Raw genomic sequence first — 21,834 nt, forward strand, 5'->3', positions numbered from 1 at the left:
GTCGCGGTGCGCGGGTTCGGGTAACGGCATGAATATCCAGCAGACTCTGCAACAGGCAGCGGCGCTCTTCGGGCGCGGTGACCCGAATGGCGCACGGCAATTGGGCGAACAGGTGCTAAAGCAGGCACCGAACAACCCGGCTGCGCTCCAGATCGTCGGCATCGCTCATTGCCAGCTCGGTGAGCCGAAACTGGGCGTGCCGCTGCTGCGCCGCGCGCTCAAGGCCGGCGGCGACAATCCCGGGTCGCGCTTCAATCTCGCGCGCGCGCTGGTCGATGCCGGCGAGCTGGCCGAGGCAGAGGCGCTGGCGGGGGCACCGGGTCAGCCGGACGCGATGCGCCGTCTTCATGCCGATATTCTGAAAGCGCTTGGCCGCCCGTGGGAGGCGGCCATGGCCTATCAGCAGATCGTGGAAGCCAATCCGCAGGATGCCGATAGCTGGAACAATCTCGGCAATATCCGGCATGAACTTGGCGAGCTGGAAACGGCCTTGGCCGCGTTGCAGCAGGCCCGGACCCTGCGCCCGGACTCGGCCATCATCTACACCAATATCGGGCGCGTGCTGGCGTCGATGTCGCGCTACGACGATAGCGCACTGGCGTTTCAGGAGGCGGTGCGGCTCGATCCGCGCAATCCGGCCGTGCTGATCGAATTCGGGCACGCGCTGACCCGGCTCGACCGTTCGCGCGAGGCGCTGGTCGCCTATGCCGATGCCGCGCGGATCGATTCGACCAATCCAGAGACGTTTGTTGCGATGGGTCTTGCGTTCATGGACCTGGAGGATCGCGCGCGGGCCGAACAATCCTATCGCTTCGCATTGAATGCCCGGCCCGATTTTGGGCCGGCTTCGCTCAATCTGGGCATCTTGCTCGAACAGGGCAATCGCATCGCGGAGCTGGAAGCGCTCTTGCGCCAGACCGAGTCCCGCGGCGCGAAGGGCGCGGATATCGATTATCTCAAGGCGATGGTGTTGCGGCGTCAGGGGAAGCTCGATGCGGCGCTGGCACTTGCGCGCGATGCGCGGTCGGCATCGATCAACCCGGCGGTGCGGTCGCATTTCGTCGGGCAGGTCGCCGATCAGCTCGGCGAGACCGGGCTGGCCTTTGCGGCGTTCGAGGAGATGCACTGGGCGATGGCGCAGTCCCCGCTGGGGCAGGGAGTCGATCGTCGCGCCTATCAGGCCGAGGTGGAGCAGCTGGCGGCGCGGACGACGCTTGAGTGGTTCGCACGCTGGCCCGCGATCACCCTGCCGACCACGCCAGCCGCGCCGACATTTATGGTCGGTTTTCCGCGTTCGGGCACGACGCTGCTCGACACGATCCTGCTCGGGCACCCGTCGGTCCATGTGCTGGAGGAGGTGCCGATTCTGGCACAGGTTGCCGACGAACTCGGCGGTTTCGATCGCATCGCCGAGATTGGTGAGGACGAAGCGGACCGGCTGCGCGGGCGCTATTTCGAGGAACTGGCGCGGGTTGCGCCGGAGTCAGCGGGCAAGCTGATCGTCGACAAGAACCCGCTGTCGATGATGCGCGCGCCGTGGATCCATCGCCTGTTCCCGGATGCCCGGATCATCTTCGCGATGCGGCACCCGTGCGACGTGGTGCTGAGCTGCTTCATGCAGAATTTCAAGCTGACCCAAGCGATGGCGAGCTTTCTCGACCTCACCAGTGGCAGCCTGCTTTACGATCGCGTGATGGCCTATTGGCAGCAGTGTCGGGGCATTTTTCCGCTCAATGTCCACGAAGTGCGTTATGAAACGATGGTCGCGGATGTTGAGGGCACGGTGCGGCCGGTGTTCGACTTTCTCGGCCTCGAATGGGATCCGGGGGTGCTGGACCATCAGCGCACCGCGAAGGCCCGCGGCTTCATCCGGACGCCGAGCTATGGTCAGGTGACCGAACCGATCTACACCCGCGCGACCGGACGTTGGGAACGCTATCGCCCGCAATTGGCGCAGGTCCTGCCGATCCTGGAGCCCTGGGTCGCCGCGTTCGGATATGGGAGCACCGCGCCGGTCGAGCTTGGTGCGGACGGTTGAACTTGGCACGGAAGTGGTTAGCCTGACCGCGTTTCCAGAGCTTTACGGAGTCGCCCGATGATCCTCACCACTATGGCCCTGTTCGCAGCGGGCATCTCGGACGACCCCGCCAAGCCTGATCCGCAGAAGCGCGTGTGCAAGCAGCAGAAGCAAACCGGCACGCGCTTTACCAAGACGACCTGCCGCACCAGTGCGGAGTGGGAGGCGATTGCTGAAGCGGCGCGCAAAACGGCCGCGGAATCCTTCAACAAGCCGGTCATCAGCATTGAAAAGGGCAGCTAAACGCCGCTGCGGCCGATCAGGACGGGGCGAATGTGCTCTTTCCGATCCAGTCCGGATCGGGCTGGTCGAGATCATAGTATTCGAAGATCAGATGTGTGCGATCGGTTGCGCCGGCGTTGGTCACCGAATGCACACCCATATTGTCGACCTCTGCAGCCTCGCCGATCGGCAGGTGATGCCCGGTGTCGCCCGTATAGAAGGTGACACCGTCGTTGGTTTCGAGCGGCACGTGGATCTTGTGCGGCCATTTCGCGGCCGGATTGGCGTCGCGATGCGGGCGGATGACCCCGCCCGAGCGCATCCGGGCGAGCATGACGCGCGGGAACGCGCCGCGTGCGTAGCCATAGGGTGCGGTGGCAGCCGCCAGTACCGGGTCGAGCAGCGGCTGCCACTCGGCCCATAGCGGGCGATCATGGCTGCGGCGCCAATCATCCACTCCGTCAACGAAGCGGAACACGATGTGGCGCGTCGAATCGAGCGCTTCGAACCGGTTCGGCTTCCCCGCATTCTCCGCGTCCCACAGCGCCTCAGGGATGGCGGCGACGGCAGCACGCAGCGCGGACACATCGACCGGTCCCAGTCGGCGGATTGATGTGGTCTTGCGGGGGTTGGGATACATTGCCGATCCCCTAGAATTCATAACCGAACAGCTCGAGGTCGCGGGCGTAAAGCCGCGCGACGCCGTCGATCAGCGTCTGGTCGTAATAGCTGCGATAATCGCGATGCTCCGACGTATTGGCGCGCCCCAACGGGGTCGAGGGAATGCCGATACGGGCGCAGATCGCGTCATAGCTGCCCTGCATATCCTCGACCCGGCCCAGCTGATCGGCGAGCAGCGTCCCGTCGGGGGCGGTGACGAAACTATGCTGGGGGCGGAAGATTACGTGATGATGCGGCGGGGCGGTGAACAGGAAATGGCGCATGACACCCTGGGGGTCGTGCTTGAACGTCCCCTGCTGGCTGGTCGCGAACGCGCAATAGGACACGAACCGGTCGAACGGATTGCGGACGAAGGCGAATTTGAAATAGTCGGCGAACCGTTCCTCACCCAAAGCGGGGCGCAGTTCCGCGAGGCTGATATGGCCATGTCCCAGCCGGGCGAGTTCGGGCGCAGCCATGCGCTTTTCAACGAACAGCCGCACCTGCTCCTCGTCCGCCTCGCCCAGATGTTCTCGCAAGGCCTGACGGATCGAGTGGGTGCCGGTCTTGGGAATCGCGGTGAAGACGAAGCGGTGACGGTGCGATACGATCATCGGATCACGATGCCAGCGCGATCGGTGCGGATGGAGCCGGATTGGGGGCGGCGACGTCGAAGATGAGTTCGGTCAGCGCGCGGATCAGCGGCACCTGGTTGCGCAAGGGCAGGCTGCCGCCGCCACTCGCCATCAGATCCTGCCGTAGCCCGGCGATCAGTCGGCGATAGTCCGGAAGGCCGGCGGGGTCGGTTTCATACTCGCACCACACCGATGTCCAGGCCGAGGCAAAGCGTTCGAGCCGGTTGAGCACGCCCTCAAGCCGTGGGTCGGGGACGGCATATTCGGCGAGGAAGGCGATGTGGCAGCGCACTTCCCAAGGCGACATGATCTTGTTCATGTCGACCTTCTCGAACCGCAGCGGGCGTGGCGGACGCGGCGCGGGCGCGGGGGCGCCGTTCTGGGCTTCGTCGATCAGGTCACACATCTCTTCGCCATCGACCGTGTCGAGCACGAGATGGACCCGCTTCTCGCTGCCGCCATTGTGCACATTGTGCATGCGGAAGGAGTCGAACAGCCAGCAGCTGCCCGCCTCCATATGCACGCTTTCGTCGCCACAGGTGAACAGCACGCGCGGGTTGGTGATAACCGGGATGTGGATGCGCATATGCGTGCGCCAGTGATAATTCACATCGACATGCGGCGGAACGCTGGCACCCGGGCCGAGCCCCATCAACCGGCTGCGCCCCCACACCGCGCCGATGTCGCCCATCACCTCCATGATATAGGGGCAGGCGCGCAGATGGTCGGTCGCCCCCATCTGTCCGGTGAAGCCGTTGGTCATCTGCCCCTCTGGCGTCACCAGCAGCACGGCATCATTGCCGGGGTAATTGCCCAGATGCGGTAGCCATGCAGCCGCCGGGAGCGCGCGAATTTCCGCGGCGAGTCGATCGGCGTCGAAGGATTTGTGGAGCTTCAGAAAGGGCTGCTTCAGGCGCATGGCGCGTTTTCCGTCATTGGGCGCGGTGAATCAAGGGAGTGCGCGCAGCCAGCCCGTGATTGACAGCCGGGGCCCACCGGCCCAGGGCGTGACCTGGCTGACGCTGTGCTGCTGCGGCACGGCGAACAGGCTGAGCGTGTTGAAGGCCGGGACATAGCCCTCCGCAATCCCGCCGTCGCCGCCGTGGAACAGCAACAGGCCACCCCATTCGGCGCGCCACCGCGAGGTAAGACCGAAGACATAGGCGGCGCGGCGATTCTTGCCCGCCACGCCGTCGTCATGCCCGGTCAGGAAATCGCCTTTGTCGTAATTCGTCGCCTGCGCATCCGCGAAGTTGATGTCGGTCGCGCCGGTAACACGCGCCAGCAGGTCGAGCAGCGGCGCGCTCGCCATGAACCGGGCGAACGCCGCCAGCGGGTCGTCCAGTGTTGCGCGCGCAGCCGCATCGTCGGGCACCCGGATCGACTGGTAACGATACTGGAAGCCATCGCGCGCTGCTGCGTTCATCACCTCTTCCAACCGCGCACGCTGTGCATCGGTGAGCGTTGCGAGGACGGCGGGGACGGACTCATACACCTTCTCCCCCGCATTCATCACCTGCCGCCAGTCGTCGCGCGCGAGCAGATGCGCGGCGAGCGCGGTCGCGTCCGCCTCATCCAGAAACGGGGCGATCTGCACCCGGCCTGTGCGCGCGAAGCGCTCGGCGAGCGCTTCGGCGTCGATCGATGGCGCGAGCGTGAACCCTACCTCGCTCATGCCGGAGTCAGCACCAGACCGCCGTCACCCTCGCTCACCTTGACGGTGGCGCCGTCCTTGACCTCGCCGCGCAGGATCGCGTCGGCGAGCGGGTCCTGGAGGTAGCGCTGTACCGCGCGCTTGAGTGGGCGTGCGCCATAGACCGGGTCGTACCCGACGCGGCCCAGCCAGTCGCGCGCTTCGGGCGTCAGGTCGAGCGTGATCTTGCGGTCCTTGAGCAGCTTGCCCAGCCGAGCGACCTGGATGTCGACGATCGGCGCCATCTCGCTGCGGCCGAGGCGGTGGAACAGCACGATCTCGTCGAGGCGGTTGAGGAATTCCGGGCGGAAATGCGCGCGGACGATCTCCATCACCTGAGGTTCGACGCTCGACACATCCTGTCCATCCTCCAGCTGCGTCAGGAATTGGCTGCCGAGGTTGCTGGTCAGGACGATGATCGTGTTGGTGAAATCGACCGTGCGGCCCTGTCCGTCGGTCAGGCGGCCGTCGTCGAGCACTTGAAGCAGGATGTTGAAGACATCGCCATGCGCCTTCTCGACCTCGTCGAACAGCACGACCTGATAGGGGCGGCGGCGGACGGCTTCGGTGAGAACGCCGCCTTCCTCATAGCCGACATAGCCGGGAGGAGCGCCGATCAGGCGCGCGACGCTGTGCTTCTCCATGAACTCACTCATGTCGATGCGCACCATCGCAGCGCTGTCGTCGAACAAGAATTCGGCTAGCGCCTTGGTCAGCTCGGTCTTGCCGACGCCGGTTGGGCCGAGGAACAGGAAGCTGCCGAGCGGGCGGTTGGGATCCTGCAGCCCGGCGCGGCTGCGGCGCACGGCGGTGGAGACGGCCTTCACCGCCGCCGCCTGTCCGATCACGCGCTTGCCGAGTTGCTCCTCCATCGCAAGCAGCTTTTCGCGCTCGCCTTCAAGCATGCGGTCGACGGGAATCCCGGTCCAGCGGCTGACGACGCCGGCGATGTCGTCGGCGGTCACTTCCTCACGCAGCATCGCAACGCCGGTAGTGGCCTGCGCCGCCTCCAGCTGCTTGGTCAGCGCCGGAATCGTGCCGTAGTTGAGCTCGGCCATCTTGGCGAGGTCGCCGGCGCGCTGGGCCTGTTCGAGTTCGAGCCGGGCGGCGTCGAGCTGCTCTTTGATCTTCGCTTCGCCCGCGATCTTGTCCTTCTCCGCCTGCCAGCGGCCGGTCAGTTCGGCGCTCTGCTGTTCGAGATTGGCGAGTTCGTGGCGGAGGTTGCCCAGCCGATCCTGCGACGCGGCATCGGTTTCCTTGGCGAGCGCCATCTCCTCGATCTTGAGCTGGACGATGCGGCGGTCGAGATTTTCGATCTCCTCGGGCTTGCTCTCCACCTCCATCCGAATGCGGCTCGCCGCCTCGTCCATCAGGTCGATCGCCTTGTCGGGCAGGAAGCGGTCGGAGATATAGCGGTTGGACAGCGTCGCCGCCGCGACGATCGCCGCGTCGGTGATCCGAACGCCATGATGGAGCTCATATTTCTCCTTGAGCCCGCGCAGGATCGAGATCGTGTCCTCGACCGTCGGCTCGCCGATGAAGACGGGTTGGAAGCGCCGCTGGAGCGCGGGGTCCTTTTCGACATATTTGCGATATTCGTCGAGCGTGGTCGCGCCGATGCAGTGCAGCTCGCCGCGCGCGAGGGCTGGCTTGAGCAGATTGCCCGCGTCCATCGCGCCTTCGCTTTTGCCCGCGCCGATCAGCGTGTGCATTTCGTCGATGAACAGGATGATGTCGCCCTCGGCGGCCTTGACCTCGTCGAGCACGCCCTTCAGTCGCTCCTCGAACTCGCCGCGATATTTCGCGCCTGCGATCAGACTGCCCATGTCGAGCGCCATCAGCTTGCGGTTCTTGAGCGTATCGGGGACGTCGCCATTGGCGATGCGGAGCGCCATGCCCTCGGCGATCGCGGTCTTGCCGACGCCGGGATCGCCGATCAGCACGGGATTGTTTTTGGTACGGCGGGCGAGGATCTGGATCGTGCGGCGGATTTCCTCGTCGCGGCCGATCACGGGGTCGAGCTTGCCGTCCTTGGCCGCCTGAGTCAGGTCGCGCGCGAATTTCTTGAGCGCGTCATAGCGATCCTCGGCTCCCGCAGTGTCGGCGGTGCGGCCGCCGCGCAGCTGGTCGATCGCGGCGTTGAGCGCTTCGGGCTTCAGCCCTGCCGCAGCGAGCGCGCGCCCGGCATTGGTGGTCGAGGCGAGCGAGAGGGCGAGCAGCAGCCGCTCGACCGTGACGAAGCTGTCGCCTGCCTTCCCCGCAATCTGTTCGGCCTGATCGAGCACGCGCACGGCGTCATTATCCAGACCGGGGGCCTGCTGCGCGCCGCTGCCGGTAACGGCGGGAACGCGGGCCAGCGCGGCGTCGGTTTCGGCCACGGCGCGCTTGGCATCGCCGCCCGCAGCTTGGATCAGGCCGGCGGCCATGCCCTGTTCGTCTTCGAGCAGTGCTTTGAGCAAATGCTCCGGGCTGATCCGCTGATGGTTCATGCGGATTGCGACGGCTTGCGCCGACTGGAGGAAGCCCTTGGCGCGGTCGGTGAATTTTTCGAGGTTCATGATCGTCCCTGTCTTCTTTCGCCGCCCAACATGGTGTTGCATTTCTGCAACACAAGTGGCGACGACGCAATTCTGTGTCGCGCCGTCCGATGCTGCCGCGTCTATACCGCAGCGACAAGTTGGGAAAACAACGCAGGGTTGCGCGGTGTCGGCAGACCGGTATGTTGTTGCGGTCGATACCTTCCATTGTGGGAACTCTCCGCACCATGAAATCAGCTTTTGTCAGCCTGACCGCGCTTGCGGTCGTGCTCAGTGCCCCGGCCTATGCCCAGCAGGCACCGGCTCCTGCGGTCGCCGCCGTGCCCGTCGCCGACCTCGTGAAGCGCGTGGACATTCCCTATGAGCAGTTCGTGCTGGCCAACGGTCTGCGCGTCATCGTCCATACCGATCGCAAGGCGCCGATCGTCGGCGTTGCCGTGTGGTACGATGTCGGGTCGAAGCACGAGCCCAAGGGCAAGACCGGCTTTGCGCATCTGTTCGAGCATCTGATGTTCAACGGCTCCGAGAACTCGCCGGGCGAGTTTTTCGAGCCGCTCAAGGAAGTCGGCGCGACCGACTATAACGGCACCACCAATTCCGACCGCACCAATTATTTCCAGACCGTGCCGCGCGCGGCGCTGGACCGCGCGCTTTTCCTGGAAAGCGACCGCATGGGCTATCTGCTCGGCGCGGTGACGCAGGGCAAGCTGGATGAGCAGCGCGGCGTGGTGCAGAATGAAAAGCGTCAGGGCGATACCCAGCCCTATGGCCTGCTGCGCTACAAGATCACCGAAGGGCTGTTCCCGGTGGGCCATCCCTATCACCACTCGACCATCGGTTCGATGGCGGACCTCGACGCCGCCAGCCTGGACGATGTGAAGAACTGGTTCCGCCAATATTACGGCCCGAACAATGCGGTGCTGGTGCTGGCTGGCGATATCGACGCCAAGACCGCTAAGCCGCTGGTCGAGAAATATTTCGGCGCGATCAAGGCCGGGCCGAAGACGGTCGAGCCCAAAGTGAAGGTGCCGACGCTGGTCGCGCCGCAGAGCGAGGTGATGAAGGACCGCGTTGCGGTGACCCGCATCTATCGCATGTGGGCGGTGCCGGGCATGCGCGACGCGGATTCGACCGTGCTCGACGCGTCGATCGGCGTGCTCGGCGGCCTCGCCAGCTCGCGGCTCGACAACATCCTGGTCAAGCAGGAGAAGCTGGCGGTCGGCGTTGGCGCGTTCAACCAGAGCCTAGCGCAGGCCGGCATGGTGCTGATTTCCGCGGATGTCCGTCCGGGTGTCGATGCGGCGACGGTCGGCAAGCGGCTGGATGAGATCATCGCCGATTATCTGAAGAACGGCCCGACCGCAGAGGAGCTGGAACGCTACAAGACGCGCACGGCGTCGTCGCGCATCCGCGGGCTGGAGTCGGTCGGCGGGTTCGGCGGCAAGGCTGTGACGCTGGCGTCGGGCGCGCTCTACATGAACGACCCGGGCTTCTATAAGAAGCAGCTCGCCCAGCTGGCGGCGGTGACGCCGGAACAGGCGCGCGACGTGACCGCCAAGTGGCTGTCGCGCCCGGTCTATGCGCTGACGATCGAGCCGGGGCCGCGCGCGGCCTATGCCGAGGCGGCGACTGCGCCGAAGGCAGCGGTCAAGGCGGCGGACGAAGTGGTCAAGGGCACGCGCGGCGAGCTGCCCGGTGTGGCCGAGGTCAAGGACATCGACTTCCCGGCGGTAACCCGCTCCAAGCTGTCGAACGGAATCGAACTGGTCTACGCCCAGCGCGACGCCGTGCCGGTGACTCAGGCGATCATCACCTTCGACGCAGGCACTGCGTCCGACGTGGCGAGCGCGCTCGGCACCGAGGGCATGACGCTGTCGCTGATCGAAGAGGGCACCAAGACCCGCAATTCGGTGCAGATCGCCGAGGCGCAGGAGCGGCTGGGTGCAGGGATCAATGTCGGCAGCAGCGCTGACCGCGCGACCATTTCGCTGTTCACGCCGAGCCCGAACCTCAACGGATCGCTCGACCTGATGGCGGACATCGCGCGCAACCCGAGCTTCCCGCAGCCCGAGATCGAGCGCGTGCGCGGCCAGATGCTGGCGCAGATCGCGCAGGTCCGCGCCAATCCGGCTGGCCTGGCCCAGATGGCGATGCCCGCGCTGATCTATGGTCCGGATTCGCCCTATGCGAAGACCGCCGCGATTGGTGGCGACGCCGAGGCGGTGAAGAAGCTGACCCGCGACGACCTGGTCAATTACTACAAGGCGTGGATCCGCCCGGACAAGGCGAAGATTTTCGTCGTGTCGGACCGTCCGCTGACCGAGGTGAAGGCCGCGTTCGAGGCGAAGTTCGGCGACTGGAAGGGTGAAGGCGCCGCCGGGACGAAGGATTTCGCTGCCAAGCCGCAACAGGCCGCGCCCAAGATCCTGTTGATCGACCGTCCGGACTCGCCGCAGTCGCTGATCCTGGCCGGCCAGATGACTCCGGTCGATCCGTTCGGCGATCCGATCGCGCTGGGCACCGCGACCGAAGTGCTCGGTGGCGATTTCCTGTCGCGCATCAACATGAACCTGCGTGAGGACAAGGCTTGGTCGTACGGCGCGCGCGGCGGCCTGAGCCGGCTGGAGCATGCGGTGCCGTTCATCGTGTCCGCGCCCGTTCAGGCCGACAAGACCGGTCCGGCGATCGCCGAAATCCAGAAGGAGCTGAAAGCGTATCTGGGCGACAAGGGCATCACCAAGCTGGAGTTCGACCGGTCGGTGGTCAGTGCGATTCGCCGTCAGGCGGGCCAGTATGAAACCGCAGGGGCCGTGCTGGGCGCGATGCAGTCGAACGACTTCCTGCGCCGTCCGGACGACTATCAGGAGCAGATCGCGAAAAAATATCGCGCGCTGACGATCCCGCAGGTTGACGCTGCGGCACGCGCGGCTCTGGACCCCAGCAAGCTGGTCTGGGTCGTGGTCGGCGATGCGTCGAAGGTTCGGTCGCAGCTTGACAGCCTCGGCCTGCCTGTCGAGGTGGTGAAGCCCGAAGCCGTCGGCCCCGGCGGCAAGTGAGGCGCAACGGATTACAGGAGAGCAGAACATGGCGAATGTCGATGGAAGCTGGGATACCGTAACCCACTCGCCGATGGGCGATCAGAAGGCGACCCTGACGGTCACCAGCGCTGGTGACAGCTTCACCGGCACTTATGCCGGCGCGATGGGCACGACCGATATCAAGAATGGCAAGGTCGATGGCGACAAGCTCAGCTGGTCGCTCGACATCACCGTGCCGATGCCGATGACGCTGACCTGCGAAGCCACGGTCGATGGCGACGCGATCAAGGGCACCGTTACGGCCGGTGCGTTTGGCAGCTTCCCGATGGAGGGCACGCGCGCCTGATCCGGGCGATGCCGTGAGGTGAAAAGGCCCGCTGCCCGTGAGGGTGGCGGGCTTTTTCTTGGGCGCGGGGCAACTCCAGGCGGTTGGCGCGTTCTCCCGTAGAGGGAGATTTCAGATGCTGCGTGCCGCCTTCATCTTCGCGATCATCGCGCTCGTGCTTGGCCTTCTGGGCTTTGGCGGGATCGCAGGGTTCGCCTGGGATATCGCCAAGATCCTGTTCTTCATCGCGCTGGCGGTGGCCGCGCTGTTCCTGATCCTGGGCGTAACGATCTACAAGAAGGTGACCTGAGCCTAGCGCTTTACCCGGGTTACATGGCCCATCTTGCGACCGGGCCGCGCTTCGTGCTTGCCATAGAGGTGCAGGTGCGCGCCGGGCTCGGCGAGCAGGCCGTGCCACGCATCGACATCGTCGCCGATCAGGTTGCGCATTTCGACCGCCGCGCCGGTCAGCGTGACCGGGCCGAGCGGGAGGCCCAGCACCGCGCGGACATGGTTTTCGAACTGCGAGGTTTCGGCCCCTTCGATCGTCCAGTGCCCGCTATTGTGGACGCGCGGAGCCATTTCGTTGAATACCGGGCCGTCGGGCGTGGCAAAGAATTCACACGTCAGCACGCCGACATAGTCCAGCCGCTGCGAAATCCGGGTGGCAAGCGCGATGGCTGCGGGCGCGTGGTCGAGGATCGCGGCGGGCGCGGGCGCGGTCGAGCGGTCGAGGATGCCGCCGACATGCTCGTTATGCGGCGTTGCGTAGGCGATGCTCGTGCCACCCACGCCGCGCACCAGTAGTACCGAGAACTCATGCGTGAAGCTGACGAACCCCTCAAGCACGCATTCGCGACCGCCGAGCGCATCCCACGCCGCATGGGCATCGCCGGGTGAGGTCAGGCGGAACTGGCCCTTCCCGTCATAGCCTTCGGTCGCGGTCTTGAGGATTGCGGGCGTGCCGATGGTGGCGAGTGCGGCGTCGAGATCGGTACGCGATGCGACCGGATGCCACGGAGCGGGGCGCCCGCCGCATTCCTCCGCCAGCCTTTTCTCGTTCCAGCGATGCGCGGCAGTCTCGAGCGCCGCGCGGCCCGGGCGCACGGGGGCATGAGCCGCAATCGCATCGACCGCGGCAAGATCGACATTCTCGAACTCATAGGTCACGACGGCGCAGTCGCGCGCAAAGGTAGCGAGCGCGGCCTGATCGTCATAGGCGGCGCAGGTGAAGGCGGCGGCGACGTCGCACGCCGGGCCGCTTTCGGGCGCGTAGATGTGGCAGCGATAGCCGAGCTGCGCGGCGGCGACCGCGATCATCCGGCCGAGCTGGCCGCTGCCAAGGATGCCGAGGGTGCTGCCGGGCGGAACTGCGGTCATTCGGGGTCCGTTGCTACGCTCTCGGTCTGGCGCGCGCGCCATGCCTTGAGCCGCTCGGCGAGGTCCGCGTCGCTGGTGGCGAGGATCGCGGCGGCGAGCAGGCCGGCGTTGATCGCGCCCGCCTTGCCGATCGCCAGCGTGCCGACGGGGATACCGCCGGGCATCTGGACGATCGAGAGCAGGCTATCCATGCCCTTCAGCGCCTTGGATTCGACCGGCACGCCGAGCACGGGGAGATGGGTCATCGCCGCTGCCATGCCCGGCAGATGCGCCGCGCCGCCGGCGCCCGCGATCACGATCTTGAGGCCGCGATCGGCTGCGTTGGTGGCGTAGTCGTAGAGGCGCTGGGGGGTGCGGTGTGCGGACACCACTATGGTCTCGTGCGGCACGTCGAGCGCGGCGAGCGTCTCGGCCGCGTGGCGCATCGTCTCCCAATCGGAGGTGCTGCCCATGATGATGCCGACCAAAGGTGTGTCCGCCATTCGCCTGCCCTGAAAGCTGCGGGAAAGCGTCCCCCTAAAGGCGTCGCGCTTTGGACGCAATGCGCGGGAAGCACCGCGCGGAAGATCGGCTATATCGGGGGACATGACCGACGCGATCCTCTCCGATGACGAAGCCTGGGACGCCTTCCAGCGCCGCGACCGCGCCTATGACGGGCGGGTGATCGCGGGGGTGCTGACCACTGGCATCTATTGCAAGCCGAGCTGTCCGGCGCGGCATCCGTTGCGGGCGAATGTCCGCTTCTTTCCCGATGCGGCGAGCGCGCGCGCGACGGGGCTGCGCGCGTGTCTGCGCTGCAAGCCCGATGAGGTCGGACGCGAGCGGGTGGCAGTGGCGAAGGCAGTGGCGCTGCTGGAGGGCGCGGAGGAGGCGATCGGGCTCGACGCACTGGCGGCGGAGGTCGGCTATGCGCCGCACCATTTCCAGCGGCTGTTCAAGCGCGCGACCGGGGTGACGCCGGCCGCCTATGCACGAGGCGTGCGCGCTCGCCGCGCGGCTGCGGCGTTGGATACGGAGGAAAGCGTGACTGATGCGATTTATGAGGCGGGCTATTCCGCGCCCAGCCGCTTCTACGAAACCGCCGCCGACCGGCTGGGCATGACGCCGAGCGCGTGGCGCAATGGCGGGGCGGGGGTGACGATCCGCTGGACGGTCGCGCCGACCAGCCTGGGGCCGTTGCTGATCGCGGCGACCGACAAGGGGCTGTGCCGGGTGGCGTTCGACGAAGATAGCCTGGCGCTGGCGGCGCGTTTTCCCCGTGCGGAGATCGTTGCGGGCGGCGCGGCGCTGGCCGATCTGGCGGAGCGCGTGGTGGGTGAGGTCGAGCAGCCGGGACGCCATGTCGACCTGCCGCTCGACGTGCGCGGGACGGCGTTTCAGGAAGCGGTATGGCAGGCGCTGCGCGCGATCCCGCCGGGCGAAACGCTGAGCTACACCCAACTCGCCATAGCGGCTGGGCGGCCCGGTGCTGTGCGCGCGGCGGGAACGGCATGCGGGGCGAACAGCGTCGCGGTCGTCATCCCGTGCCACCGTGCCCAGCGCAGCGATGGCAGCATGGGCGGCTACGCCTACGGCATCGAGCGCAAGAAGGTGCTGCGCGCGCGGGAAGGGGTGGATGAAGCCTAATCGATGGCGCGGCGCATGCGGTAGGTGTCGGGGCCATATCCGCCTGCTTCGACGATGGTGAACCCTTGAGTCGTCCAAAAGGCTTCGGCACCGTTGACCGCGACCAGCGTCACGTCGCGAAACCCTGCCTGCCGTGCACGTTCGAGGACGAGCGCTGTTGCGGCGCTGCCCGCGCCCTGGCCGCGTGTCTCAGGCAGGAGCGCGATGTCGTGGAGGTAGAAGCTGTCGGCGTCGGGCGGGATTGTGCCGAGCAGTGCGCCGAGCGCGGGCGAGCTGGCGCGATACCATGGATGCGTGACGAGGAAGCCGGCGACGGCGTCGCCTTGCTGCCAGACGAAACAGCCTTCCGGCCACAGTGCCAGCCGCTCGGCATAGACCGCCTCCGACTCGGCATAGCGACCGTGGACCGCCGCCGAAATCTGCGTGACCGCCGAAAGGTCGGCGGCCGTCATCGCGCGCCAGCCCATCAGCCCGCCGGCTTGCAGCTATAGACCAGGCGCTCGTTGAAAATCTGGGGCAGGGCGGTGCGGATCGACTGCTGGCGCGTGGCGAGGTCGGCGCGCGCGGCGGGATCGGTCGAGCAGGATTTGACCTTCACATCGGCGCGGCGCTTGCGGGCCGTGTCCATCTGCGCGGCGGAGAGCAGATAGCGCGTGGTGGAATAGGTCCGCGTGGTCGGGGCATATTCTAGCACCGATACGGTCGCTTCATCGTCCGGGACCAGGATGCGCTGCCAATTCTGCCCGGCCTCGGCATATTGGGTGCGACCGTTGACGCAGCCATCGGGGTTGATGTCGATCGTCACATCCTTGGTGTCCGACACGGTCACGCGCGAGCGGACGGGATCGATGGTGCAGACCATCTTGCCAAGGCCACCCGGCTGCGCGACGGGCGGGGGCACGGCGACGCGCGCGGCGCCATCGATCGCGCTGGGGTCGAAGGCGGGGCGCAACACGAAGGTCGCGATCGACGCGACGATCAGCGCGCCGCCGCCGACTGCAGTCATGATCGCCTCGCGCTTCTGTTCGCGGGTCAGCAGCAATCCGGCGACGCCCAGCGCAAAGGCGCCCAAGACCAGCAGCAGCGCTGCCCCGGCCATATAGTTTTCGCGCGTCACGATGTTCTCGCTGCGCGCCTGCTGAATGGCATCCTCGCGATCCGCCGCAGCCTTGGCGGCGGCCTCGCGCGCGCGCTGTTCGTCGGCCGCGCGCGCCTGTTCAGCGGCGGTGCGGTCCTGCGCTAGCCGGTCGGCGATGCTGGTGCAGACGACGCCGTTGGAGGGCATGGGCTGCTTCGCTTCGCGCAGGAATGCCGCAACCTCTTCATTGCTGATGGCGAAGCCGAAGCTCGCATCTCCATCGTCGGCGCGGGTCAGCGCGGCGTTGACGCCGAGCACGCGCCCGCACGGATCGAGCAGCGGACCGCCCGAATTGCCGCGCGCGATTCCCGCCGTGTGGAGCAGCACTTTCACCCCCTGCAGGTCGCGACGGCCGGAGAACACACCCTGTGACCGGACCGGAGTAAGCGGAGTGATGAAGTCGGCGGCGGTGCGCGCGGTGGCCAGATCGACATTGCCCGGATAGCCGAGCGCGATCATGGCATTCCCCTCGCTGATCGGCCCAGAATAGAAGGTCAGCGCGGGCAAGCGGATGCCGGTGAATTCGATCAGTGCGAGATCGCGGTCGCTGTCGATCGCGATCAGGCGGCCCTGAAACGACTTGTCGCCCTCTGACGGCACGACGCCGATCAGGACGTTGCCGGGATAGCGCTCCGCCGCCTCCACCACATGCGCGTTGGTCAGCACGCGATTGGGCGCGACGGCAAAGCCGCTGCCATGGCCGAACCCGACGACCTCACCCTCGACCGTGGCGATGGTGACGATCCGCACTACGCCGCGCCCGGCGGCGGAAATGTCGTCGTCCGCGTGTGCGGGGCTGGCGGACAGCCCGACGACCAGCGCAAGCGCCAGCAGCAGGCGGTGAAACAGAGTGATCGTCGGCATCACCCGCAGTCCTGCGCGAAACCGTGTGCCGCGCGCAAGCCCGCTATTGCGCAGCAGGCTTGAGCGGTTTCGCGCCGTCGGCGGCTTCCTTCTTGGCCAGCAAGCGCACGAGCATTTCGCGCGGGGTCTCGCGGTCGATATCTTCGCCCGCCTCGCGATATTGTTCCTGCACGCGTTCGCGCCGCCGCTTCTCCCGGTCGGTCTCGTCCGCGATGCCGAACGCGAGCGGGCCGATCGTCGCAATCGCTTCGTCGATCATGCCGCGCTGCTCGAAATCGGCGGCGACCATGTAGCGCAGCGTGCCTTCGCGCGGGATCAGAAACATCGCGTCGACCAGCGCATTCTGAGCCGTTGCCGGGGGCAACATGCCGCGCCGCGAATAGCTCTCATAATAAGCGCGGGCGAAGCGCGGCTCGGTCGGGATCGCCTTCATTGCAACGGCGATGCGTGCCCGCGCGGCGGCCCAGGCCGCGTCGTCGGTCGATTTGGCCTTGACCAGCATGGACGTCTCGATCTCGCCCTTGAAGTAATTCGCCCACGGGTCAGCCGGTTGGGTGGCGAGCCAGCGATCGGCCAGCGCCATCGCCGCCGCGTCGTTCCCGGCCAGATACTCGGCATCAATCAGGATCCGCCGCGCATAGGGATCGTCGGGATAGGGTCGGGCAAGGTCGCGCACCCGGTCAGCAAAGCTCTGCACGCGCTTTGCCGCGACGCCCGAGCTGAGTGAGATCTGGATCGGAAGCAGCGCGTCCTCCGCCGGCGACAGGGGCCGCACGTCAATCGGTCCGACATCGAGATTTTCATAGCGGATCGCGGTCGCATCCAGCGTCGAGCGACGCGAATAGGCGCGGACTTCGCGATCGAGCGCGTCGATATCGCCGAACACCTTGAGCGCATCGCCAAAGGTCGCGCCGCGGCTGATCGCGGTGAGATAGGCGTTCAGCATCTTGCGCCCTTCAGGAGTGCTGTTGAGGTAATGGACCGTGATCCAACCCTGCGAATAGACGGCAAAGCCAGGGCCGGGCTTGCGCGGATCCGGGTTCATCAACTGGCGCAGCGGGACCCATTCCGACGTCCGCAGCGATGCCGCGCGGTCCTGCAGGAACAGGCCGAGCTTGACCACATTGGCGTCGTCGATCTCGATCGCCCCGGCATAGTCGGCAAACCCTTCCGTGTACCAGGCGGGATAGGCCGTGGTGAAATATTGGAAGGTGAAATGGTGGGTCAGCTCATGCTGCAGAATCGCCTTGGCAGACAGGGTGAGACCGCGCTGGCGGCCATCGCTCGGCGCCCGCGCGCTGATCCGCGGCATGACCGTGAACGGGCCGCGCATGGTCGTGTTGTAATAGCCAGCCACGCCATACGTCGGGAACGGCAGTGTTTCCTGAACCTCCTCCGTGGTGCGCATGAAATAGACGGTGATCTTGACCGGCACCTCGCGCGGACGCTTGGCGCCGGTCAGCGCCTGAAGGATTAGCCCGAATTTCTCCAGGTCGGCGACGCGCTTCTTGAGATCGTCCGCACTGCCCTCGCTATAGGCGATGAAATTGCGGGATTCGGCGCGGGTCCATTCCGCCTGCGCCGTCATCGGCGTGAGCAGGGCAAGCAGGATCAGCATATGGCGGAACATTGAATCGGCTCCCTTTTGACCGGAACCTAACCGATCGACCGGCACGGACAAGCGGGCATAGGCCACGCTCCATCGGTCGATCCAGCGCCGCCGCCATGCGCGCTGCGCACGGCCGCGGCGCTGGCATCGTCAGCCGCGCCGTTTGTCTTCCGGATCGCGATAGTTCGGATCGGCGAGATAGGGCTGCAGCTTGGCCATCGCCCCGGCAAGGTCATTCTTGTCGATCAGGTCGATCAGTTTGTTCGCGACGGATTTGCCGGTTCCGTGCGGGTTGTAGGCAATGACCTGCAACGCCGAGCGGGCGGCCTTGGGATCGTTGCGGCCCAGCATCACATAGGCCACGTCAAACAGCAGCGTGCGATCGTGCGGCACGAATTCGGCCGCCTGCAGCAGCCCCTCCTCAGCATTTTTGGTCGGCCGTTCGCCTGCGGCCAGGAAGCTGCGATAATAGTGCAGCAGCGGCTCGGCATCATAGGGGTCCGCCTTGTTCGCGCCGACGAACCATGACCGCGCCTCGCGCCAGATCTTGACGTCGGTCGTCTTGGCCGCCCGGGCGAGTTCGAGCTTTGCGAGGCCGAGATAGATCAGCCCCTTGGTCGATTTGGGATTGGCGTCCACGACGCGCTGTGCTGCGGCAGCGGCCTCGGCATATTTCTTCGCGTCATAAGCGGCTTCCGCCAGGACAAGCTGAGCAGCGGGGTCATTGGGATAGGGCGCGGCGGCGCGGACGGCAGCCTCATAGACTTTAGGCGCCTCATTCTCCGAAACCCCGGCCTTTGAGCGGATGCGAACCGACATCGTCGCGGCTTCCGCCGGCGAGAGCTTGCGCATCACCGGCGCTGCAGTGTTTAGCGACGCTGCCGGGACGGCGAACACCGTGCGGCTCTTGGCATTGAGATAGCGCTGCATCTCGCCGGCTAGCGAATCGACATTGCCGAACGCAGCGACCGCTTTTTCCAGCGGCTCGCCGCGGTTCACCGCGCTGATGTAATCGCCGATCAGCTTGGGCCCGCCGGGCGCAAAGGTGAAATAATGCGTCGCGAGCCAGCCATAGGCATAGATATGCGAAACCTGGCATCCGCCCAGTTTGCGCAGGTCCGAGGTCCGCAACACCAGCCCGACCGAGCACGCATCGGTATATTCGAAGTTTGCCGCGCGGTAGAGCGGGATGCGGCCAAAGCGCACGCTACCATCGGGCAGGTCTTCGGCCGTGGCGTGGAACTCGGCAAAGCCTTCGGTCAGCCACATCGGCAGGGCGGCGGCGCTGAAATTGTTGAACATGAAGTGGTGGCCATATTCATGGCGCAGCACCTGGGTCGGGTTCAGCTCGAAGCGTTCGTCCACCCGCATCCGCGATCCGGGGTTGGGCTTGCTCCCCTCCTTGATCGTGAAGGCGACCGAACCGCCAGCGCGCGGAATATAGAAACCGGCGGCACCATCGCGGCCAAGATCGGCCATCGAACTGATGCCGGGCAGCATGTAGATGGTGACGCGATCGACCGGCGCGATCTCGCGGTCCTCGACGTTGCGGAATTTGCGCATCGCCAAATCGAAGCGTTCGAGCGCAGCGGTATAGCGTTCGATGAACTTGGGATCGTCATTGGCATAGAGCACGAAATGCTTGGTACTGGCCTCATACCATTCCGCCGATGCGGTGGCGGGAATGAGGAATAGCGCTGCGCACACTGCGCCGCGCAACGCGGCGCGAACGCCGCGAATGGAAAGAAGCGACATCACGAACCCCCTATTGTTCGATCGGTCGATGCTAACGCGCCGAAACCGGATGTCGAGACGTTACGCGCGTAACGATCACAGGAAGTTGTAGGGATCGACATCCACCACCACGCGCACCTTTGCCGGCCAGTCGAGTGCGCCGAGCCAGTCGCGGATGACGTCCTGCACATCCAGCGCGCGGCGGGCGTGGACCAGCAGGCGGAAGCGGTGGCGGCCCCGCAGCATCGCGAGCGGGGCGGGGGCCGGACCGAACACCTGCATCGCCTCCACCTGCGGCGCGCTGCGGCCGATCAAGCGGGCGGTGTCGAGCGCGGCGTCCTTGTCCTCGCTCGACACGATGATCGCGGCGAAGCGCCCAAAGGGTGGCGCGCCGGCCTCCCGCCGCGCTTCGGTCTCGGCGGCGTAGAAGCCCTCGGCATCGCCGCTGACCAAGGCGCGCATCACCGGCGCCTTGGGGCTGTGCGTCTGGATCAGGACATGGCCGGGTTTCTCGCCGCGCCCGGCGCGCCCCGCGACCTGACAGATCTGCTGGAAGCTGCGTTCCGCCGCGCGCAAATCGCCGCCCTCCAGGCCGAGATCGGCGTCGACCACGCCGACCAAGGTGAGGTTGGGGAAGTGATAGCCCTTGGTCACCAGCTGCGTGCCGACGACGATGTCGATGTCGCCCGCCTCCATCCGCGCGACGAACTCCGCCGCCTTGGCTGGGGACCAGATCGTGTCGCTGGTGACAATGGCGGTCTTGGCGTCCGGGAACAGCGCGGCGACCTCATCCGCGATACGTTCGACGCCCGGGCCGCACGCGACCAGGCTGTCCTCGCTGTCGCATTCGGGGCAGGCGCGCGGGGTGGGGATGGTGTGGCCGCAATGGTGACAGGCGAGACGGTTGATCAGGCGATGCTCGACCATCCACGCGGTACAATTGGGGCATTGGAAGCGATGCCCGCAGGTGCGGCACAGTGTCAGCGGGGCATAGCCGCGGCGGTTGAGGAACAGCAGCACCTGTTCCTTGCGCTCCAGCGTCGCGTCGATGGCGCGGACCAGCTTGGGGGCGAGCCAGCGGCCGCGCATCGGCGGGTCGGCGAGCAGATCGATCGCTTCGATCGCTGGCATCTCGGCCACGCCATAGCGGCCGGGCAGCTTGAGTTCGGTATAGCGGCCCAGCGCAACCTGTTGCCGGGTTTCGATTGCCGGGGTGGCGCTGGCGAGCACCACCGGACACCCCTCGAAATGCCCGCGCATCACCGCGACGTCGCGCGCGTGATAATGGACGCCCTCCTCCTGCTTGAAGCTGGTCTCGTGCGCCTCGTCGACCACGATCAGGCCGAGATTGGGGTAGGGCAGGAAGAGGGATGAGCGCGCGCCGACGGTGACCAGCGCTTCGCCATTGGCAATGGCGCGCCAAGCGCGGCGACGTTGCGACTGACGTAGCCCCGAGTGCCAGGCGACCGGCTCGACCCCGAAGCGGGCGTGGAAGCGTTTGAGGAATGGCTCGGTCAGCGCGATTTCGGGGAGCATCACCAATGTCTGGCGACCCGCGCGGATCGCTTCGGCGACCGCTTCGAAATAGACTTCGGTCTTGCCCGATCCGGTGACGCCGTCGAGCAGGAAGGGCTGGAATTCCCCGTCGCGCACTGCGGTGCGGAGCGTTGTCGCAGCGTCGGTCTGTGCATCCGACAATTCGGGCGGGCCGAATGCCGGGTCGGGCGCGGGATAGGGGGTGTCGAGCGCGACCGTCACCCCTCGGATCGCGCCGACCTTGACCAGCCCGCGGATCACCCCGTCCGACACATCAGCGATCGTTGCGAGTTCGCGGATCAGGCCCTGTCGGTCGCCGATCCGCTCGAGCGCCTGTTCGCGCTGCGCGGTCATGCGTGACGGCACTTCGCCGGTCGCGCGATATTCGACGATGGTCTTGCCGCCCTCCAGCGCCGAGGTCGAGCTGAGCGCCATGCGCAGCACCGAGGCGAGCGGGGCGAGATAATAGTTGGCGGTCCATTCGACCAACCGACGCAGCGGCGCGGGGATCGGCGGCGCATCGGCAACGGCGAGCAGGTTGCGCAGCCGGTTGTCGCCAATCTCCTCGGTCGGCAGCCGTTCGGATTCCCACACCACGCCGATCAGCTGGCGCGGCCCCAGCGGCGCGACGACGATCGACCCCGGCTCGACCGTCATTCCCCGGGGAACGCGATAGTCGAGCGGGCCGAGCGCTGAGTTGAGGACGATGACACGGGCGCGGGACATGTACGACCCATATCGGCATTCCCGAGTCTGTAGG

18 protein-coding genes are annotated in these 21,834 nt (G+C 66.2%); 6 read left to right on the forward strand and 12 right to left on the reverse strand.

The window, feature by feature from the left end; all coding sequences use genetic code 11:
• The first annotated feature begins 28 nt into the window (after positions 1-28).
• Both KYX69_RS01155 and KYX69_RS01160 read left to right on the forward strand, forming a co-directional pair.
• Complete coding sequence (locus tag KYX69_RS01155) at positions 29-2,038, forward strand: tetratricopeptide repeat-containing sulfotransferase family protein (RefSeq protein ID WP_300492695.1); 2,010 nt, start codon at positions 29-31, stop codon at positions 2,036-2,038.
• A gap of 57 nt (positions 2,039-2,095) precedes the next feature.
• Positions 2,096-2,320 carry a hypothetical protein gene (locus KYX69_RS01160; protein WP_300492696.1) on the forward strand — a complete coding sequence of 75 codons (225 nt, stop codon included), beginning with the start codon at positions 2,096-2,098 and terminating at the stop codon, positions 2,318-2,320.
• A gap of 16 nt (positions 2,321-2,336) precedes the next feature.
• On the opposite strand, the gene KYX69_RS01165 is transcribed toward KYX69_RS01160, so the two are convergent.
• Genes KYX69_RS01165 through clpB form a run of 5 tightly spaced genes read right to left on the reverse strand, consistent with a single transcriptional unit; the run spans position 2,337 to position 7,845 of the window.
• On the reverse strand, positions 2,337-2,939 hold the full coding sequence (locus KYX69_RS01165) for an aspartyl/asparaginyl beta-hydroxylase domain-containing protein (RefSeq protein WP_300492697.1): 603 nt from the start codon (positions 2,937-2,939) through the stop codon (positions 2,337-2,339).
• A 10-nt stretch (positions 2,940-2,949) separates the two neighbouring features.
• Entirely contained in the window at positions 2,950-3,573 is a 624-nt protein-coding gene (locus KYX69_RS01170) for a sulfotransferase family 2 domain-containing protein (protein WP_300492698.1), read from the reverse strand.
• A 4-nt stretch (positions 3,574-3,577) separates the two neighbouring features.
• Positions 3,578-4,513, reverse strand: a complete 936-nt coding sequence (locus KYX69_RS01175; protein ID WP_300492699.1) for an aspartyl/asparaginyl beta-hydroxylase domain-containing protein — start codon at positions 4,511-4,513, stop codon at positions 3,578-3,580.
• Between the two features lie 30 nt (positions 4,514-4,543).
• The gene (locus KYX69_RS01180) at positions 4,544-5,269 is read right to left on the reverse strand and encodes a 2OG-Fe(II) oxygenase family protein (protein ID WP_300492700.1); all 726 of its coding nucleotides are present in this window, start codon (positions 5,267-5,269) and stop codon (positions 4,544-4,546) included.
• Positions 5,266-7,845 (reverse strand): ATP-dependent chaperone ClpB, encoded by a 2,580-nt coding sequence (gene clpB, locus KYX69_RS01185; RefSeq protein WP_300492701.1) that lies wholly within the window; start codon positions 7,843-7,845, stop codon positions 5,266-5,268. The genes KYX69_RS01180 and clpB overlap by 4 nt, the downstream gene beginning before the upstream one ends.
• 206 nt (positions 7,846-8,051) lie before the next feature.
• Here clpB and KYX69_RS01190 point away from each other — a divergent pair, with 206 nt between their 5' ends.
• The 3 genes from KYX69_RS01190 (at position 8,052) to KYX69_RS01200 (ending at position 11,497) form a co-directional block, all read left to right on the forward strand.
• The gene (locus KYX69_RS01190) at positions 8,052-10,880 is read left to right on the forward strand and encodes a pitrilysin family protein (RefSeq protein WP_300492702.1); all 2,829 of its coding nucleotides are present in this window, start codon (positions 8,052-8,054) and stop codon (positions 10,878-10,880) included.
• A gap of 28 nt (positions 10,881-10,908) precedes the next feature.
• A complete protein-coding gene (locus KYX69_RS01195; protein ID WP_300492703.1) occupies positions 10,909-11,208 on the forward strand; it encodes a hypothetical protein in 300 nt (99 codons plus the stop codon).
• A 115-nt stretch (positions 11,209-11,323) separates the two neighbouring features.
• Positions 11,324-11,497, forward strand: a complete 174-nt coding sequence (locus tag KYX69_RS01200) for a DUF1328 domain-containing protein (RefSeq protein ID WP_082737790.1) — start codon at positions 11,324-11,326, stop codon at positions 11,495-11,497.
• Positions 11,498-11,499: 2 nt separating this feature from the next.
• Here KYX69_RS01200 and KYX69_RS01205 read toward each other — a convergent pair whose 3' ends face one another.
• Both KYX69_RS01205 and purE read right to left on the reverse strand, forming a co-directional pair.
• Positions 11,500-12,567: a 5-(carboxyamino)imidazole ribonucleotide synthase gene (locus tag KYX69_RS01205; RefSeq protein WP_300492704.1), complete on the reverse strand. Its 1,068-nt coding sequence runs from the start codon at positions 12,565-12,567 to the stop codon at positions 11,500-11,502.
• Entirely contained in the window at positions 12,564-13,049 is a 486-nt protein-coding gene (gene purE / locus KYX69_RS01210; RefSeq protein ID WP_300492705.1) for a 5-(carboxyamino)imidazole ribonucleotide mutase, read from the reverse strand. The genes KYX69_RS01205 and purE overlap by 4 nt, the downstream gene beginning before the upstream one ends.
• A gap of 103 nt (positions 13,050-13,152) precedes the next feature.
• Here purE and ada point away from each other — a divergent pair, with 103 nt between their 5' ends.
• Positions 13,153-14,193 (forward strand): bifunctional DNA-binding transcriptional regulator/O6-methylguanine-DNA methyltransferase Ada, encoded by a 1,041-nt coding sequence (gene ada, locus KYX69_RS01215; RefSeq protein ID WP_300492706.1) that lies wholly within the window; start codon positions 13,153-13,155, stop codon positions 14,191-14,193.
• Here the strand turns inward: ada and KYX69_RS01220 are convergent.
• The 5 genes from KYX69_RS01220 to KYX69_RS01240 all read right to left on the reverse strand — a co-directional run bounded on the left by KYX69_RS01220 (position 14,190) and on the right by KYX69_RS01240 (position 21,800).
• A complete protein-coding gene (locus KYX69_RS01220) occupies positions 14,190-14,645 on the reverse strand; it encodes a GNAT family N-acetyltransferase (protein ID WP_300492707.1) in 456 nt (151 codons plus the stop codon). The two genes, ada and KYX69_RS01220, sit on opposite strands and share 4 nt — an antisense overlap.
• Before the next feature lie 14 nt (positions 14,646-14,659).
• A complete protein-coding gene (locus KYX69_RS01225; RefSeq protein WP_300492708.1) occupies positions 14,660-16,195 on the reverse strand; it encodes a trypsin-like peptidase domain-containing protein in 1,536 nt (511 codons plus the stop codon).
• A 43-nt stretch (positions 16,196-16,238) separates the two neighbouring features.
• Positions 16,239-17,825 (reverse strand): hypothetical protein, encoded by a 1,587-nt coding sequence (locus KYX69_RS01230; protein WP_300492710.1) that lies wholly within the window; start codon positions 17,823-17,825, stop codon positions 16,239-16,241.
• 129 nt (positions 17,826-17,954) lie between these two features.
• Complete coding sequence (locus tag KYX69_RS01235) at positions 17,955-19,559, reverse strand: hypothetical protein (RefSeq protein ID WP_300492712.1); 1,605 nt, start codon at positions 19,557-19,559, stop codon at positions 17,955-17,957.
• A 75-nt stretch (positions 19,560-19,634) separates the two neighbouring features.
• A complete protein-coding gene (locus KYX69_RS01240; protein ID WP_300492714.1) occupies positions 19,635-21,800 on the reverse strand; it encodes a primosomal protein N' in 2,166 nt (721 codons plus the stop codon).
• Positions 21,801-21,834: the final 34 nt, after the last annotated feature.

The organism is Sphingomonas sp. (genome assembly GCF_030145815.1).
Lineage (GTDB): Bacteria > Pseudomonadota > Alphaproteobacteria > Sphingomonadales > Sphingomonadaceae > Sphingomonas.